The 16,257-nt window shown below is 57.8% G+C and carries 14 protein-coding genes, 1 tRNA gene and 1 pseudogene; 2 read left to right on the forward strand and 14 right to left on the reverse strand.

The window, feature by feature from the left end; all coding sequences use genetic code 11:
* The 10 genes from ACP5EL_RS05530 to ACP5EL_RS05575 all read right to left on the reverse strand — a co-directional run.
* On the reverse strand, positions 1-1,513 hold a 1,513-nt coding region (locus ACP5EL_RS05530), incomplete at its 3' end, for a flippase (RefSeq protein ID WP_428401489.1).
* A gap of 41 nt (positions 1,514-1,554) precedes the next feature.
* Complete coding sequence (gene cofE, locus ACP5EL_RS05535) at positions 1,555-2,730, reverse strand: coenzyme F420-0:L-glutamate ligase (protein WP_428401491.1); 1,176 nt, start codon at positions 2,728-2,730, stop codon at positions 1,555-1,557.
* Positions 2,731-2,735: 5 nt separating this feature from the next.
* A complete protein-coding gene (gene folP, locus ACP5EL_RS05540) occupies positions 2,736-3,974 on the reverse strand; it encodes a dihydropteroate synthase (protein ID WP_428401492.1) in 1,239 nt (412 codons plus the stop codon).
* 54 nt (positions 3,975-4,028) lie between these two features.
* Positions 4,029-4,814 (reverse strand): ABC transporter permease, encoded by a 786-nt coding sequence (locus tag ACP5EL_RS05545; protein ID WP_428401493.1) that lies wholly within the window; start codon positions 4,812-4,814, stop codon positions 4,029-4,031.
* Entirely contained in the window at positions 4,798-5,721 is a 924-nt protein-coding gene (locus ACP5EL_RS05550; protein WP_428401494.1) for an ATP-binding cassette domain-containing protein, read from the reverse strand. Before ACP5EL_RS05550 ends, ACP5EL_RS05545 begins: the two co-directional genes overlap by 17 nt.
* Positions 5,722-5,806: 85 nt before the next feature.
* The gene (locus ACP5EL_RS05555; protein ID WP_428401496.1) at positions 5,807-6,892 is read right to left on the reverse strand and encodes a COG1361 S-layer family protein; all 1,086 of its coding nucleotides are present in this window, start codon (positions 6,890-6,892) and stop codon (positions 5,807-5,809) included.
* An 18-nt stretch (positions 6,893-6,910) separates the two neighbouring features.
* Complete coding sequence (locus ACP5EL_RS05560; protein ID WP_428401497.1) at positions 6,911-7,705, reverse strand: metal ABC transporter permease; 795 nt, start codon at positions 7,703-7,705, stop codon at positions 6,911-6,913.
* A gap of 2 nt (positions 7,706-7,707) precedes the next feature.
* Positions 7,708-8,466, reverse strand: coding sequence for a metal ABC transporter ATP-binding protein (locus ACP5EL_RS05565; RefSeq protein WP_428401498.1), 759 nt, complete (start codon positions 8,464-8,466; stop codon positions 7,708-7,710).
* 54 nt (positions 8,467-8,520) lie between these two features.
* Positions 8,521-9,435, reverse strand: coding sequence for a metal ABC transporter solute-binding protein, Zn/Mn family (locus ACP5EL_RS05570; protein ID WP_428401499.1), 915 nt, complete (start codon positions 9,433-9,435; stop codon positions 8,521-8,523).
* Positions 9,432-9,731, reverse strand: a complete 300-nt coding sequence (locus tag ACP5EL_RS05575) for a hypothetical protein (RefSeq protein WP_428401500.1) — start codon at positions 9,729-9,731, stop codon at positions 9,432-9,434. The genes ACP5EL_RS05570 and ACP5EL_RS05575 overlap by 4 nt, the downstream gene beginning before the upstream one ends.
* 258 nt (positions 9,732-9,989) lie before the next feature.
* On the opposite strand from ACP5EL_RS05575, the gene ACP5EL_RS05580 reads away from it, so the two are divergent.
* On the forward strand, positions 9,990-10,727 hold the full coding sequence (locus tag ACP5EL_RS05580; protein ID WP_428401501.1) for a hypothetical protein: 738 nt from the start codon (positions 9,990-9,992) through the stop codon (positions 10,725-10,727).
* A gap of 544 nt (positions 10,728-11,271) precedes the next feature.
* Here ACP5EL_RS05580 and ACP5EL_RS05585 read toward each other — a convergent pair.
* Together ACP5EL_RS05585 and ACP5EL_RS05590 are read right to left on the reverse strand one after the other, a co-directional pair.
* Positions 11,272-13,437, reverse strand: coding sequence for a CDC48 family AAA ATPase (locus tag ACP5EL_RS05585; RefSeq protein WP_428401503.1), 2,166 nt, complete (start codon positions 13,435-13,437; stop codon positions 11,272-11,274).
* 368 nt (positions 13,438-13,805) lie between these two features.
* Positions 13,806-13,878: transfer RNA gene (locus ACP5EL_RS05590), tRNA-Thr, on the reverse strand.
* 99 nt (positions 13,879-13,977) lie between these two features.
* Between ACP5EL_RS05590 and ACP5EL_RS05595 the strand changes: the two genes are divergently transcribed.
* Positions 13,978-14,733, forward strand: a complete 756-nt coding sequence (locus tag ACP5EL_RS05595) for a PH domain-containing protein (RefSeq protein WP_428401504.1) — start codon at positions 13,978-13,980, stop codon at positions 14,731-14,733.
* Between the two features lie 82 nt (positions 14,734-14,815).
* On the opposite strand, the gene ACP5EL_RS05600 is transcribed toward ACP5EL_RS05595, so the two are convergent.
* Both ACP5EL_RS05600 and ACP5EL_RS05605 read right to left on the reverse strand, forming a co-directional pair.
* A complete protein-coding gene (locus ACP5EL_RS05600; protein WP_428401505.1) occupies positions 14,816-15,484 on the reverse strand; it encodes a hypothetical protein in 669 nt (222 codons plus the stop codon).
* Between the two features lie 126 nt (positions 15,485-15,610).
* A pseudogene (locus ACP5EL_RS05605) lies at positions 15,611-16,257 on the reverse strand (excinuclease ABC subunit UvrA); the annotation flags it as partial.

The raw sequence follows: 16,257 nt of genomic DNA on the forward strand, positions 1-16,257 counted from the left end.
ATTTCTCCATCTCCCTGATATTTATTCGCAAGAACTTGAAGAGCCCGGCCAGCCGTTTCTCCTGTCCCGTCGCCCGGCTCAAGTAGATCAGATCATCTTTATCGGCACCCTTTATAGCGTACATCACTAGCACGTAAACGGCCGCCCCGAGGGCGACCAATCCCAACATCGACACGATTCCAGAGGGACCTGGGAGCAAGGAGATCAGGAGATACATCGCCATGGAGGAGATCAGCGGTTTATACATCACATTCCATACAGGATAGATGCCGAAGACCCGCCCAGACAAATATCCCAGACCGATGCTGTTGAAGCATCTCGATATTAATGTTGCTATTGCCGCGCCCATAATGCCGTATTCCAATATTAGAACGTAATTAAGTATTATATTTATGCTAGAGGAAACGACGACGAGCTTTGCTGGATACTCTGGCATCTCTCTGGCGTTAAAGAGGGTACCGAAATAGCTGAAAGGAAATATAATTATCAAAAGTGCCAGTATGCGAGTGGGAAGAACTGCCGGTAAATATTCGCTCCCGTAAACCATTCTAATCAGAGGTTCCGATAAGAATATGAGTCCTAATGCCGAGGGAAATGAGAGCATAGACGAGTATCTGAATAATTTATTGAAAGCGTCTCTCACCTCAGCATCCTGCAACTGAGTAAAAGTCGGAAAAAGTACCTGAGAGATGGAGACGAGAGAGAGAATTGCAAAAATTATGCTTATCGCGATCCTGTAAAATCCAACGCTCTCGACTGGCATGAACATACCCAGCATTATGCTGTCTATATACGTGAAGATCACACCAGAAACAGATCCCAAGGTCAAATAGCTTAGGAACCTCAGCACCCTTGGCCTGTCCACCTCCAGCGCAGCACCCTTAAATAAAAAAGTATAATCTTTACATATTAGAATCACAGCCACTACAAGGGCAAGCAGAACGGAGATTATCAGGCCAGCTAGAGCACCATAAATGCCAAAGCCGAGAAATATGAGGGAAGGTATGATAATTATCCTTGCAACTTCATAGCTGATGTACCTGGCAGTCATGAAGTCGAATCTTTGGACAGAAATTGATAAAGAGGCTACAAAATCCAAAGACGATTGAAAGAGGATATATATTGCTATAAATATTAGCGGCAAATAAACCTCTGGCTTATGAAAAAAGTACAATGCCAGAGGTTTAGCCAAGAGTAAGAGAATCAAAGTGGTAAAAATAGTTAACACTACTTTTATTTTAGTTATATATCTTATGTATCCGCGGGCGAGATCCTCGTCCTTTCTGCCCAGTGCATCTGAGACATATCTGATCAAGACGCTATGTAACCCCAGAGTCGTGAAGGTCAGGAAAAAAAGGCCCACTGATAAGGCAAGGTGATACAATCCGAAAAGCTCCGAGCCGAGCATTCTGGCCAGTATCACCGAAAATATCAATCCACCGAAGGTGGTTGCAAAAACTCCCAGGAAGTTATACGCAGAGTTTCTGAGCACTGTTTTGGCCAGCTGAACCATAACCCACCTTCAAAAATCTGTTCATGATATCATCTGGGTCTTCATGCATCAAACCCAAAACTCCTTCCCGTAAACCCCCGCGGGAGCAGCTCCTCGATGGTGGCGATCTCGGCCTCCCCTCGAGCGTTGGCCATGATCACCTTGATCTCCTCCCCGAACTCCAGCAGGGTCTGCCTGCATATCCCGCAGGGAGCGACCGGCTCCTCGCACTCCGCCACCACCGCCAGCGCCTCAAACTCCATCTCTCCCTCGGATACGGCCTTCGCGATCGCCGCCCTCTCCGCGCAGATGGCAGCGCCGGAAGAGGCGTTCTCGAGGTTGGCGGCGGAGTAGACGTTGCCTCGTTTGGTGAGGAGGGCCGCCCCCACCCGGAAGCCCGAGTAGGGTGCGTAAGATCGGTCCCTGGCCTTCGTCGCCTCCTCGATCAGCCGGTCGTAGCCGCCCTGGTAGGGGTGGGGGCCGCACCGCAGCGAGCCGATGTACATGCACTCCTCGGGGGCGATGCTCGGGATATTCATCTTCTCGCCGTCACCCGTGAACTTCACGGGGGCCCCCCGGATGATCACGGCGGGAACGCCCTCGTCCCCCTCCCCCATGACCACCTCCGCCGCGGAGACGAGGTTGTCGGCGACGGCCTTCCTGGTCACCTCCAGGGGTCTTCCGTAGAGGTCCCTCTGCCCCCGCGCATCCTCCACCGGGACGATGCCGTCGCAGGCCAGGGCGACGCCGACGCATCCGAGGCGCAGGGGATGGGTCCGGCTGTCGCCGATGATCACACCGATTCTCTTTCCCGTCGCCTCCTCCAGCCGCCTTCTTATGACGGCTGCGGACCTCTGGGGCTCCTTCGGGAACAAGACGACGGAGCCCGGCGGGGCGTTGGAGTGATCGATCCCGGCGTTGGGGTAGAGAAAGCCGTCCTTGATCGTCAGGACGACGCCGGGGATCCCGCCCATGATCCGATCGGAGGAGCTGATGACAAGCTCCATCTCCCGCGGATCTTTTCTGTACTTATCCGCCAGCTCTCGGGCGCGGGTCCCTGGGATCACTCCTGAGAGCTCCACAACCCCGCCCTCGGCGGTGGCGACGACGCTTTCCGCGATCACCAGGACGTCGCCGTCAGCAAGGCCGAAGCCTTCTTTTTTCATCCCCAGCAGAAGGGCCGCCACCAGGTCGTCTCCCGGTTTAACCAGATCCGTCTTTATTCCCAGAACTTCCAAAGGCCTCACCAATATCGTTTCGGATCATCCAGCTTCTCCAGTGCCTCTTCGATGGCTCCGGCCACTGTAGGTAGGTTGAAGGGCTGACCCTTGAGATTTTTGACCAGGCCCCGGACCTGAGCGGCGGTCCCCAGGACCAGAACCTCCATATCGCCAGGATCACACCGAAGGGCGCCCATGGGGATCGCGGCGTCTCCGCCCCGGGCCAGCATCTCCTGCTTGATCACCGTTGCCTCCGGGGAGGTGACGCCCCGAATGGAGAGGGCCTGAAAAGAGCCCTTGAGGCCGAGGGCTCTCGCCCCAGCCTCTCCGACCCCCAGCCGGGCGAAGGCCCAGAGCAGGTCCTGAGGATGGCCCGAATGGTCGAAGACCTCCACCTCGATCCCGCCGTCCGACCCGGAGATGGGGGGACGGCCCCGGATCGCCTCAGCCATCCTGATCGTCTCCATGGAGCCGGAGACGTCATGGGTCCTGACGAGATGAGCCCCGTTGTAGACGGCGACGGCGGTGGCGGCAAGAGACCCCTGGAGCCTCTCGGCCGGGTCCGGCCTCTTCAGGATCGCCCCGATGAAGGACTTCCTGGAGACGGCAGCCATCACTGGCCGATTCAGCACCCGAAGACGAGAGAGGCCGTCCAGGATGCCCAGGTCGTGCCCTGGCCCCTTGGGCGGCGTCCAGTGGCCGATCCCCGGATCGACGGTCACCTTCTCAGTGGAGACGCCAGCTTTGCCGGCATCCTTCAACCGATTGCCAAGAGACGCCACGATCTCCCTCATTTCGAGGAGGTCGCCGGGCCTCTCTTTTGAAGCCATTATTATAAGAGAGCCGTCGTGATCGGCGACGGTCGGGGCCATATCCGGGTCCAGAAGACCTGAGACGTCGTTTATGCAAGCTGCGCCCATCGACAGTGCCTCATCGGCGACCTTCGCCCTCTGGGTATCTACGGAGACGACGACCTCCCCTGCGAGGTCGTCCAGAACCATCTCAAGGGCCGGAAATAGCCTCCTTCGCTCTTCATCTTCGGGGATATCTGGCGATCCCGGCGCCGTGGAGACGGCGCCCAAGTCGAGGATCTTTGCACCCTCTCTCACGGAGGAGAGGGCGCGCTCAAGAACTGCGTCCTGTCCCGCGAAAGACTCTTCGTAGAACGACTCGCGGCTGAGGTTGATCACCCCCATCACCCGGACGGGATGGAGGTCCCCCAATCTGATATTGCCGATCAAGCCCTCGATGGTCAAGTTCATCGCCCCACTGAATAAGAATGGTCGACTTTAAAACGTTATTCCAGGGATCGGCACTCACTCCGAGAGCCTCAGCATCATGCCGGTCGTCCTCGCCCTTTCGATGGCCAGGTTCAGGATCAAGAGGCTCGCCGCAAAGTAGAGGAGGGCGAGCCCCATTCCCAGGAAGACCTGGTGAGATCCATAGCCGTAGGCCGACCGATAGTACTCGAGAAAGTAGGTCAGAGGCATCGACCTCGATAGGAGCTGGAGGGGTCCGGGGAGGATCTCCACGGGGTAGTAGACCCCGCTCACCAGCATCATAATCCCGCTGAGGCTCCAGGCGGCCACGTCCGCCCTCTGGCCGAAGAGGAGTATCGATATGCAGACCGCCATCCCGATCGACGCTGCGGTGATGAAGGTCCCAGCGAGGAAGACGAGGACTGTGATCAGGCCTCCTGCGAGAAAGTCGAACCCGAAGAAGCGGGAGCTGGCCAGGGCCAGAATCAGAAAGACCATCGAGCCCCTGGCGACGCCGAAGAGCATCGACCCCAAGACCAGGTGGTAGCCCCGGACCGGGGCCACGAAGGTCTGCTTGATGCTCTTGGACCAGAGGTCGAAGAGGAGGATGTAGGCGACGTCGATCTGGCTGATCTGAAGGATGCTGAGGGCGATCGCTCCCACCAGGACGAAGGCCACCATATCGCCAGCCACCTCCAGAAACCGAGTGAGCAGGCCGATGGAGAGGAGGCCGATGAAGGGCCAGAAGACCAGCTCGAAGACGGTAAATACGTTCCGCTTGGATATGATCCAGTTCTTGTAGGTCGCGGAGAGGAACTTGTTCAGCTCACCTCGCCAGCTCAAGGAAGACATCCTCCAGATCGGGTTGATCTACGCCTATGTCCAGTATATCTGCCCCCTCAAAGGCCTTTATTATCCTGCTGACGGCCCTCTCGGAGCGGTCGAAGACGATCTCCACCCTGCCGGGAGACGGCCTGACCTCCATCACCCCCGGGATTATGCGCAGCATCGTCGGGTCGAGCTCTCCTTCGTACTCGACGAAGATCCTATCTCCGATCTTCAGAGCCCTCTTCAGCTCTCCGGGAGATCCCAGGGCGATCAGCCTCCCCTCCCGGAGGAAGGCGATCCGATCGCAGAGCTCCTCGGCCTCGGGCATGTAATGGGTGGTGAGGACGACGGTGATCTCCTGCTCTTGGTAGATCTTCTTGATGAGGGACCTCGTCTTCATCGCCATATCCGGGTCTAGGCCCGAGGTCGGCTCGTCGAGAAAGAGGATCTCGGGCCGGTTCAGGATCGACTTTGCCAGGGATACCCTCTGCTTGGTGCCTGTAGAGAGGGTCTCGAACTTCGAGTCGGCGTGAGGCTCGAGCTCGAAGGCCGAGACCGCCTCGTCGACGGCCCTCCTGAGATCCCGACCGTAGAGGCCGTAGAGCATCGCCGAATGGTTCAGGTTCTCCCTGACGGTGAGGCTCCAGGGAAAGTTCGGGTTTCCGCTGCTGATGTTGATCCTCTCCCTGATGGCGTGGGTCTTCTTCATGGCGTCTCTTCCCAGAATCTCGAGGCTGCCACAATCGGGACGGATCAGGGTGGAGAAGATCGACACTAGAGTAGTCTTTCCTGCCCCGTTGGGGCCGAGGATGCCGAAGACCTCGCCCATCTCGATCGATAGAGAGACCTGGTGAAGTACCTCCTTCTTTGCGAAGAGCCCCCTAAAGCTCTTGCAGATCTTATCGGCTCGCACCGCCGGCATAGGTCTCGGTAAAGGTGGAGGTTGAAGATATCAATGGCGGTTTGAGGGAGGCCGACGCTCTGACGGCGATCGAGAGGTCGCAAGGCTATCTCCGGGGCAGAAGGCTATGCCTGCGAGGCGGCCTCTTTCCCCTTCTGCGCCACAGCCAGATCGCCGCCAGGGCTGCGCCTCCTAGAAGGACCCCGAGGATGGAGATCTCCAAAAGGCGCGCCCCCTCGGAAGAGGCCACCGTCAGAGGGACGGAGAGAGATTCCACGCCTCCGTCGTGGCTTATCTCGCAGCCTAGTCTGTACTCCTGGGCCCTGGCCGACTCCTCCACCAACAGATCGAATCGGGCGACGGCTACCCCCCCTGGCGGTATGTCGCCGAGATGAGACCTCCCACCGAGGGGGTTGAAGGGCGACGCCGCCACCAGACGGGCGGTGCAGTTCGCGGCATCCCTCTCCCCAGCGTTGCCGACGATGAGGGTGACCGACCCCTCCTCGCCGGGGGAGAGGCTGGATCGCGCCCCCATCAGCTCCAGGGCGGGAGGTTCGCCCTCTACCGATATGATGAGGTCCAGCTGGAGGCTCGAAGGGAGGTAGAGGGGCGTTGGCGTTCCGCCGCTGAAGCTGACGTCGATCTGTTGCTCGTATTCGAGGTCGAGGCTGAGGAGGATCGGGCCCTCGGCGTCGTCTTCAATCCCCAGGTCGAACTCGAGAACCGCCGTCTCCCCCGGCCCCAGAGCGTCGAGATGGACCGGTCCAGAGAGGACCTCGACCGATCCGTCGGATCGGAGATCGGCCCTCAGTTTCGATGCTTCCAGACAGCCGAACTCCGCCACCATCTCCTGGGCGGCCTCTTCTTCGAAGCCCGGGGGGACGAGCCCGGGAACGAGCCCCTCTACAGCGCCGTCGTTGGCCAGGATCAGCCTGATGGTGCTCTGGGTCCCGGGGGCGAAGACGGGATTGACGACCGAGACGTCGATCTTGGCCCCCCCCTCGACCTTGTAGTGGTCGCCGGTGAACTGGATCTCACCGGGGGAAGGAGCTGCCTCCAGCGGGCTGGCGAGAGAGGGGGCCAGAAGTAAGATTAGGATGGACGAAAGGAGGGAGCAGATCTGATGGTGGCGCATCTCGATCCGCCCTTTTGGCGCCCCTCGCCTATAAGTTTGTTGTACAAGTACTCTCAAGATCGACGTCCTCCGATCTCATCGTGCCAGAAGGGTGCTCAAAAAGAAGGTCCCTGACGCGGCCAGAATTATCGTCGCACCCGAGGGGATGTTCAGCTGGTAGGATATGGTCAGGCCAGCGAGGACGAAGGACGCGCCGAGGAGGACGGCGAGGGCCATGATCCTCTTGAGGCTCTGCGAGTGCTGTCTTACTATGGCTCCGGGGATGGTGAGAAGGGCTATCACCAGGATTATGCCCACGATCTTTATCAGGACCACGACGCTGAGGGCCACCATGCATAAAAGGAGGAGATGGAGCTCCCTCACGGGAAGGCCCACCGCCTCTCCGTAGCCCGGGTCGAAGGATAGTATCAAGAGGTCCTGGTAGAGGAGGGCCACCAGGAGGAGCATGGCCAGGGTCAGGACCGATATCAGCAGAAGGTCGCTCCAGGAGACGGCGAGGATGTTCCCGAAGAGGTAGTCGAAGAGGTCTGGGGCGTATCCGTGGCTCACGCTCACAAAGACTATCCCCAGAGACATCCCCGCAGCCCAGAATACACCGATGGCAGTATCCTCTGAGACCCTCGATTTGTCGCTGATCGCCCCTATACCCAGGGCTGCAGCCACCGAGAAGAGGACCGCAAATATCAGGGGGTCTCTACCCACAAGGTAGCCGAGGCCGATCCCGCCGAAGGCGGTGTGGGCTATACCCCCGCCGATGAAGACGATCCTGTTGAGGATGACGTAAACCCCGATCACGCCGCAGAGGACCGAGGCTATGATGCCGGCGAGAAGTGCCCTCTGCATGAACTCGTACGTGAATATCTCGATCATCGTCAGTCGTGCTCCCTCAGAACCCTGTGGGGGATGCCGTGGGCGATCATCTCCACAGGGCACTCGTAGGCCTCCTCGATCTCCTCGGCGAAAAGCTCCTTTGAGCTGTGGTAGTAGAGCTTTCGATTGACGCAGGCGATCTTCTTGACGTAGGTCGATACGGCGCTGATGTCATGGGAGACCATGATTATAGTCATCTTCTCGTTGAGATCACCGAGAAGCTCGTAGAACTCCCGCTGCCGTGAGCTGTCTATCCCTGCGGCGGGCTCGTCCAGAAGGAGGAGGTCTGGCTCTGAGACCAGGGCTCTCGCGACGAAGACCCTCTGCTGCTGGCCCCCAGATAGAGCTCCGATCTCTCTATTCGCAAGCTCCTCCATCCTCACCGCCGAGAGGGCAGAGAGGGCCGCATCCTTATCTTCTGTGGAGTAGCGGCCGAAGAGCCCTTTTCTCCCATAGCGGCCCATCATCACTGCCTCCAGGGCGCTGATCGGAAAGTCCTGGTCGAAGAGGCTCTTTTGGGGAAGGTAGCCGACCCGCTTTCGAGCGGCCTTGGGGCTCATCCCGTAGACGAGGACCTTTCCGCGAAATGGCTTTACCAGCCCGAGGATCGCCTTGAGGAGGGTCGTCTTTCCTCCACCGTTGGGACCTATCAGCCCCAGGAAGTCTCCCTCCTCGACCACCATGTTCACTTCCTCCAGGACGTTTCTGCCGTCCAGCTTGACCCAGAGGTTCTCGATGGATACGGGATGGGGTCCGGTCATCTCTGCTGGCTCCCTGCTGGCTTTCGTGCTGGCTGCTTTTTTTCAGATCTCATTTCAGCCTTCCAGGCTTGAGGCGATCTTCTGGCCGACGATCCTCATGTTCGCTATGTAGTCTTCGGCGAGGGGGTCTAGGGGAACAACCCTCCCCTCGATCTCTTCGGCGATGATCTCCGCAGACTTGGGGTTGAAGTTCGGATCGACGAATATGGTGCTGATCTTCTTCTCCCGGGCGACGTCCACGATCTCTGCCAGGTACCTCGGGCCCGGCTCCTTCTCGCTCTCCAGGATGGCAACCTGGACCAGGCCGTAGTCCCGGGCGAAGTAGCTCCAGGAAGGGTGGAGGACGATGAACTCTTTTCCAACAGCTTCCGAGAGGGTGGTGTCCAGATCAGAGTCGAGCTCTCTGAGCCTTTCCAGATAGTCATCCCTGTTATTTCGATAAAACTCGGCGTTCTCGGGATCGACCTCGATCAGCCCCTGACAGATCTCCTCGACGATGATCATGGCGTTCTTTGGCGAGAGCCAGATGTGGGGGTCGGCGGTCAGAATCTTCTGGTGGACCTTGCGGCCTTGATGATCCGCGGCCAGGTCGCCGGAGTCGGCCGCCTCGATCAGATCTATCCCCGTGGAGGAGTCGACGATCAGCATCTCCTGGTTGGCCCGAATTATCCTCTCCATCCAGATCTCCAGGCCCGCTCCGTTCTTGACGTAGAGGTCGGCATCCTCCACCTCCATCAGCTGGGAGGGCGACGGCTCGAAGGTGTGGGGGCTCGTCCCCGGCGGGACCAGGACCGTGACCCTCACCCGGTCCCCTCCCACCATCTCCGAGAAGGTGCCCAGGGGAACGATGGATGCAACGACGCTGACAGCGGCCGTCTCCTCCGGAGAAGCCTGCTCGTCGTCGGATATGCAGCCGCATAAAAAGGACGCCGATAGGGCCAGCGCCAGAACGATAATGCTTCTCTTCAAAGCTCCACCTCTTTTAGAACTTTTCCTATGTACCTGGTCCTGGTTTTTCCGTCCTCCTTCCAGTAGCAGTACCAGTAGGGTCCGTGAGGACACGTCTTGCAGTCCTTGCCGCAATATACCCACTCCTGCCGGTAGGTGACCGAGGAGGGTCTCCTCTCGCCGGTCTCGGCTTCTTGGGCGCTCCCATCAGGAGATTCTTCGCGGTCTATTATCAGCCGATCGAGATAATCTCTGATCTCGACGAGGGAGGAAAGGTCCTCCTCGGCCAGCTCGTCCAGGATGTATTTGGGGATCAAGGGTGCTTCTTATGTAACCCGGCCAGTTAAATCTTTTCCTCAAGTTACATAAGAACACAGCTCAGTGAAGGATGGGTGGAGAGAATAGATGGGCAAAGACGGGGTGGACTTAGAGATGTAGCCAAAATACGTCGATCACCTCGAAAGATGATCCGAGAGGCTGCCACCGCGAAGTCTCCGAAGCTGAAGGCAGATGCGCTGAGGCTTCGGTGATTTACCGAAAACCTTTTCGTATTTCGTGGCAGTCTCCTTCACCAGATGGTGACTACGACGAGATTTAAGCAGATTTTACCCCTGTTGGTTCTGGTGGCATTGGTACTTCCTGCTATCGCAGAAGAAGTAGGCGATCCTCTTGTTCGGTACAAAGGAATTCCTGCTTATTGCCTTATTATCGATGCTGCCTGTCCGGATGTTAATGGAGGGGATGATTTCGACGTTAAGTTTTATATATCGGGTGCAGGTGACGTTAGTCATTCTGAAATATCTGTAACAGTTCCCTCTGAATTACTCATCAAGGATAAGAATATATCATATACTTATATGTCTGATGTAACAGATGACGGCCATATTAAACAAAGTAAAACTGAAACTAAAGAACCACGCTACCGGTTAAGACTAAATCCTGAGTGTTATAAAAGATATATTAGAAATGATAGACCTTTAGAGGAGCAGATACCTATCTTGATAGGAGAGGTGAATTACGAAAGCCGTCCAGCTTTCTCTATTAATTTTACAATTGCCGATAACGCACCAGCAGGCGACTATGTCATTACTATAAGCCACTATTATAACTACTTAGATAAGTGGTATTTAGATAAAAATGAACTTAAAGTTCATGTAAATACGTGGTATGAAAAGGATCATTTAGGATATTCTATTTTGTCATGGCAATCAATAGCTATTTGGTTAACCGTGTTAACAATATTGATCACACTTATAAACCAATCAAGGGATCTTGTAAGCTGGATTCGAGCTTATTTTAGAGGACTGTTTTGATGAACATGGCCTTCATCTATCCTTCGGATGCAGTAGGATAGATCAGATATATAAAATATGATCCATACTTTTTTCCATTGGTTTAGTAATCTATATTAGTCAAACTGGCGGCGGCGCACACCGCAGCAAGCTGCGGGGCATGCTCCGCGCCGCCGCCTTGGAGTTTCGGTGAATAGGATTGATGGGCAAACATGTTGAACTATTTAACCTCATGACATTGCTCCAAAACATGCGAACACAGCAATTGCTTGTTGGTTATTTGCTCATCCCCGCAGCAGAGCTGCGGGGTATTCGATAAAAGTAAATTTGGCCTAATATTTCAGCGGAAGATGCGAGAACGTTACTGGACTCAAATGAGCTGAATCAACAAAGAATCACGTAACTAGGGACCAAAGCACGCTTAATCGCTTCAGTCGATGCCGTAGTCACGAACGCGAGTAGAAATCTTTGTAGAAACGGCGAGATATAGAATCGGCAAAAGAACAAAAGGGAAAAGAGAGGGAAAACGAGGGGGCCAGTCCTCGAACCGGCCCCATCTTCCGCCTCAGGCGATCTCGGCGAACTTGCTGTAGCTCTCCTTCTCCTTCCTGCTCGGCATCACCTTCTTGAGGGCCTCCTCAAAGTGCTTGCCCTCGATCTTGTACTTGGCGATCTCCTCGTCCTCCTGGGGCTTTCCGGCCAGGACGTACTCTCTTATCGCCAGCATCACCGCCTCGTTGCAGACCGCGGCCAGGTCGGCGCCGGAGTAGCCGTCGGTCCGCTTCGATATGGCCGCGAGGTCGACGTCTTCGGCCAGGGGCCTCCTCTCGGTGTGAATCTTGAGGATATCCAGCCTCGCTTCCTGGTCGGGCATACCGATCTCGACCATCCGGTCGAACCTTCCGGGCCGCAGGAGGGCCGGATCGATGATGTCGGGCCGGTTGGTGGCGGCGATGACGATGACGTTGTGGAGCGACTCCAGACCGTCCATCTCGGAGAGGATCTGGCTGATCATCCTCTCGGTGACGTGAGAGTCGCTGGAGCCGCTGCCTCTCGCGGGCGCGATCGAGTCCATCTCGTCGAAGAAGAGGACGGTGGGCGCCGCTTGCCTCGCCTTCCTGAAGATGTCCCTCACCGCCCGCTCCGACTCGCCGACCCACTTGGAGAGGAACTCGGGCCCCTTCACCGAGATGAAGTTGGCCTGGCTCTCCGTGGCCACGGCCTTGGCCATCAGGGTCTTTCCCGTTCCCGGGGGACCGTAGAGCATGATCCCCTTGGGAGGGGTCGCGGCCATGTGGCTGAAGAGCTTGGGGTAGGCGAGAGGCCACTCCACCGACTCCATCAGCTCCTGCTTCACATCTTTTAAGCCGCCGATGTCGTCCCAGCGGACGTTCGGCGACTCCACCAGAACCTCGCGCATGGCGGAGGGCTCCAGCTCCCGGAGGGCGTCGACGAAGTCCTCGTTGACGACCTCGATCTTGTTCAGGACCTCGGCGGGTATGCTCTCCACCTCCAGGTCCAGCTCCGGGACGATCCTGCGCAGAGCCCTCATCCCGGCCTCTCTCGCGAGGGCCGCGATGTCGGCTCCGACGAAGCCGTGGGTGATGTCGGCGAGCTTCTCCAGGTCCACGTCCTCATCGAGGGGCATCCCCCGGGCGTGAATCTGGAGGACCTCGAGCCTGGCCTCTCGGTTGGGAACACCGATCTCGATCTCCCGGTCGAACCTGCCCGGCCTTCGCAGGGCCTGGTCCAGGGCGTCGGGCCTGTTGGTGGCTCCTATCACCACCACCTTGCCCCTGGACTCCAGGCCGTCCATCACCGCCAGAAGCTGGGCCACGACCCTCCTCTCGACCTCGCCGGTCACCTCCTCTCTCTTGGGGGCGATCGAGTCGATCTCGTCGATGAATATGATCGAAGGAGCCTCTTCTTCGGCCTCCTCGAAGATCTCCCGGAGCCTCTGCTCAGACTCGCCGTAGTACTTGGACATGATCTCTGGGCCGCTCAGGGTCTGGAAGTGAGAGTTCGTCTCCGAGGCCAGGGCCTTCGCTAGGAGGGTCTTTCCCGTCCCCGGCGGGCCGTGAAGGAGGACGCCCTTGGGTGCCTCGACCCCCAGCCGCTCGAAGAGCTCGGGATGCTTCATGGGAAGCTCGATCATCTCCCTGATCTTCTTGATCTCGGGTCCGAGGCCGCCTATATCCTCGTAGGTGATCCGCGGGATCGCCCTCTCCTCTTTCGCCGGCTTCTCGCTGATCTCGATCCCCGTCCTGTCGCCTATGATCACGGCGTCGGCGGCTGGAGAGATCTTGGTGGCCACGAGCTCGATCTTCCTGCCCATGACGCTGATCTCGATGACGTCTCCACGGGTGAGGACCCTCCCGTCCAAGTACCGGCGGAGGTACTCCTCGCCACCGGTGATCCGCAGGGGGACCGTGGGAGCGAATACCACCTTTCCCGCGGGAGAAGACTTGATGACCTTCACCGGAACCCTATCGTCTATGCTCACCCCGGCGTTCCGCCTGATGTTCCCATCCAGCCGTACGATCCCCGTCCCCGTATCTTCGGGATATCCGGGGAGAAGAAGGGCTGCGGTCTTCTTCTTGCCGGTGATGGAAAGGACGTCTCCCGCCTGCCACCCGGCGTTGTAGAGGACGGCCTGATCGACCCTCGCGATTCCTCTTCCTACATCGGAAGGACGGGCTTCGCCCACCTTTAGCGTGTACTCCTCTGCCATATCAATCCTCATACAATATCAATATCTTTTTATTTCAACCTATCCCTTTCTCTGCTATCTGAAGTCATAAGGTGCTGTTTCGGGATCGGCGGTGAGGCACCTCAGCGCCCATCTCAATACCATCCCTTTTGCACAGATGACTGCCTGATACTAACCTATAGTTAGTAATAGTCGGTTACCTAATATTTAAAGATTTTGTTCCCCAAGGGGCCGTAATCAGCTCGAAAGACCGTAATCGGCTAGATATAATCACATTAAGCAAAACCCGTCAGATCAGTCCCTTGAATTCGGCCTGTCAGCAGAGGCCGCGATAAGAGGGCAGCTCAAAGGATAAAAAAATAACATTATGACCCCAAAGAGAAATATCAAGCCTCGGGTGGGATTTGAACCCACGGCCTCGTCCTTACCAAGGACGCGCTATGCCAGCTAAGCCACCGAGGCACGAAAAGGTGCGATTGCCTCCCACGTCCTTCCTGTTTTTGAACCTTTCGGTCAATGGCAGAAGGGTTATTTATCCGATCAGCCCCCCACCGGTGTAGCGTGTCACCCAAGCTCCAGAAAGGCGAAGATCTGATCAGGGCCCTCCGGCCACACCCTCTGGCCTTCTACCGGCTCTACGGGATCTGGAGCTACCTAGCCCTGGTGGGGATCTACTTCTCCACCGATCCCGGGATCGAGGTCCTGGAGATGGGCCCCGAGACCTCGGCCCGGGTCGTCTGGTGGCTCTCCATCCTCGTGCCGGCGGTCCTGATCGCCCTCTTTCGGATCAACTGGAGGTGGCTCGCCGCCCTGGCGGTCCCGGCCCTTCTCGCCTTCGGCCTTCCTGGCCAGTCGGAGTACACCTCTTTTCTGGAGACGTGGGGCCTTCTCTGGCTTTCCGACCAAAACCACATCCTGACCGCCTTCGGCCTCCTGGGGATCCTGGGGACGGAGGGACACCGCAGGTCTCACCGGTACTACATAACCAACTGGAGGCTGATAATGGAGTCGGGCCATCTGGGGGTCCACCGGAGGACCCTCCTCTACAAGAACATAAACGACCTGGTGGTGGAGCAGTCTTTCCCCGGCAAGATATTCAACTTCGGAACGATCATCCCCATCACCGCCTCGGGCCTCGGCCTCGGCGACGACTTCAGCCTCGCAGGCGCAGCCGTGGGGAAGAGGGCGATGGTGGGCGCCGGAGGCGGCAAGACCGTATCGACGCCGAGGGGAAGGTCCCACCACCTCCTGGAGGGGGTCGGCCATCCCGAGGAGGTTCACGACCTGATAATATCTCTGATGCACGCCCAGGGGTGAATGCTCCCCTCCCTAAAGGGAGGGGCCTTCCCGCTCTGCCCTTCGCAATCCCGCGAGGTAAAAAATTTTCGAATTCGATATCTCACCTGGACCTCATCCCGCCCAGGGAGATGACCTCGGGCCTGGAGCCGAGGGGGACGGCCGACTGGCCGCCTCCCGCCCGGACGGTTCCGTAACAGCTCCCGGAACGAACCCTGCCCAGGGAGTCGTAGGCCAGGTAGCTTCCGGAGATGGAGCCTCCGACGACCGCGAGGTCTAGGCTGTAAAGGACGTTATCATCCAGGAAGACGAGATCGAGGCTCAAGCTCGTGCCGCTGACCCGCCCGCTGGCTCCAATCGATAGGCTCCGGGCCTCCAGCGTCTGGCGTATGGGCTCTGGCTCCTGTTCGAGCCACCATATCATCGACTCGATTCCTCGGTCTTCGGTCGGCCTCGCCTCGTCTTCCTCATCGAACTCTCCCTCATCTTCCTCGCTGGTGCTGCCGCGGCCGAAGACTACCTCATCGATCTGGCTCATCTCGAGGTTCACCGAGCGAACCCGTCCGCTGGCGGCGTCCATAAGAATCAGGCTCCAGCTCCCGGCGACGCTGGCAGGGCTGGCCTCTGCGGCCGGCGAGGTCGATCCGAGAGCGGTATCGGAGGCGGTATCGGCGGCAGAACCGGTCATTTCCTGCTGATCCTCCAGGCACGCTCCGCCGAAGCATAGAAGGGCGACGGCGAGGACTAGGACTAAAAACAATTTTGATCTCATCTTCAAAACCCCCAACTATTTTTCGTGCTCAAAGCTTAAAAAGTAGGCGCTCCCCGACGCCGTCAAAAGACGATCGAGACCTATCGCCCTCTGTCCAATCTTCATTTCCTTCAAGCTGTTACTCGATCAGACGGTTGAAGGCGACCGAAGGTTCCGAAGGCATCCTTCTGCCCCCAGCTCAGAAGCTTCGCCCCGCCCGGAGAGCTTTCCCCTCAGAAACATTCCGGTGGCGCTCTCCGAGACCTTTGCCACCTCCTCCGGTGTCCCCTCGGCGACGATTCTTCCGCCCGCGTTTCCGCCCTCGGGGCCGAGGTCGATGATGTAGTCTGCAGACTTGATCACGTCCAGGTTGTGCTCGATGACGACGACGGTATTACCCTTTGAGACGAGGTCGTTCAGGACCGCGATCAACCTCTTGACGTCGTCGAAGTGAAGCCCCGTCGTAGGCTCGTCCAGAAGATAAATCGTCCTTCCGGTCGCCCTCTTGGAGAGCTCTCTTGTCAGCTTGATCCTCTGGGCCTCGCCCCCCGAGAGGGTGGTCGAGCTCTGGCCGAGCTTTATGTAGCCGAGGCCTACGCCGATGAGGGTGTCGAGCTTCTTTCGAATGGCGGGAACGTTCTCGAAATGATCACGAGCCTCCTCGACGGTCATCTCCAGGACCTCGGCGATGGACCTCCCCCTGTACTTCACCTCCAGGGTCTCGGCGTTGTAGCGGGATCCCTTGCACTCCTCGCACTCGATGTAGACGTCGGGGAGGAAGTTCATCTCGATCT

Source organism: Methanocrinis sp. (assembly GCF_049974945.1).
GTDB lineage: Archaea > Halobacteriota > Methanosarcinia > Methanotrichales > Methanotrichaceae > Methanocrinis.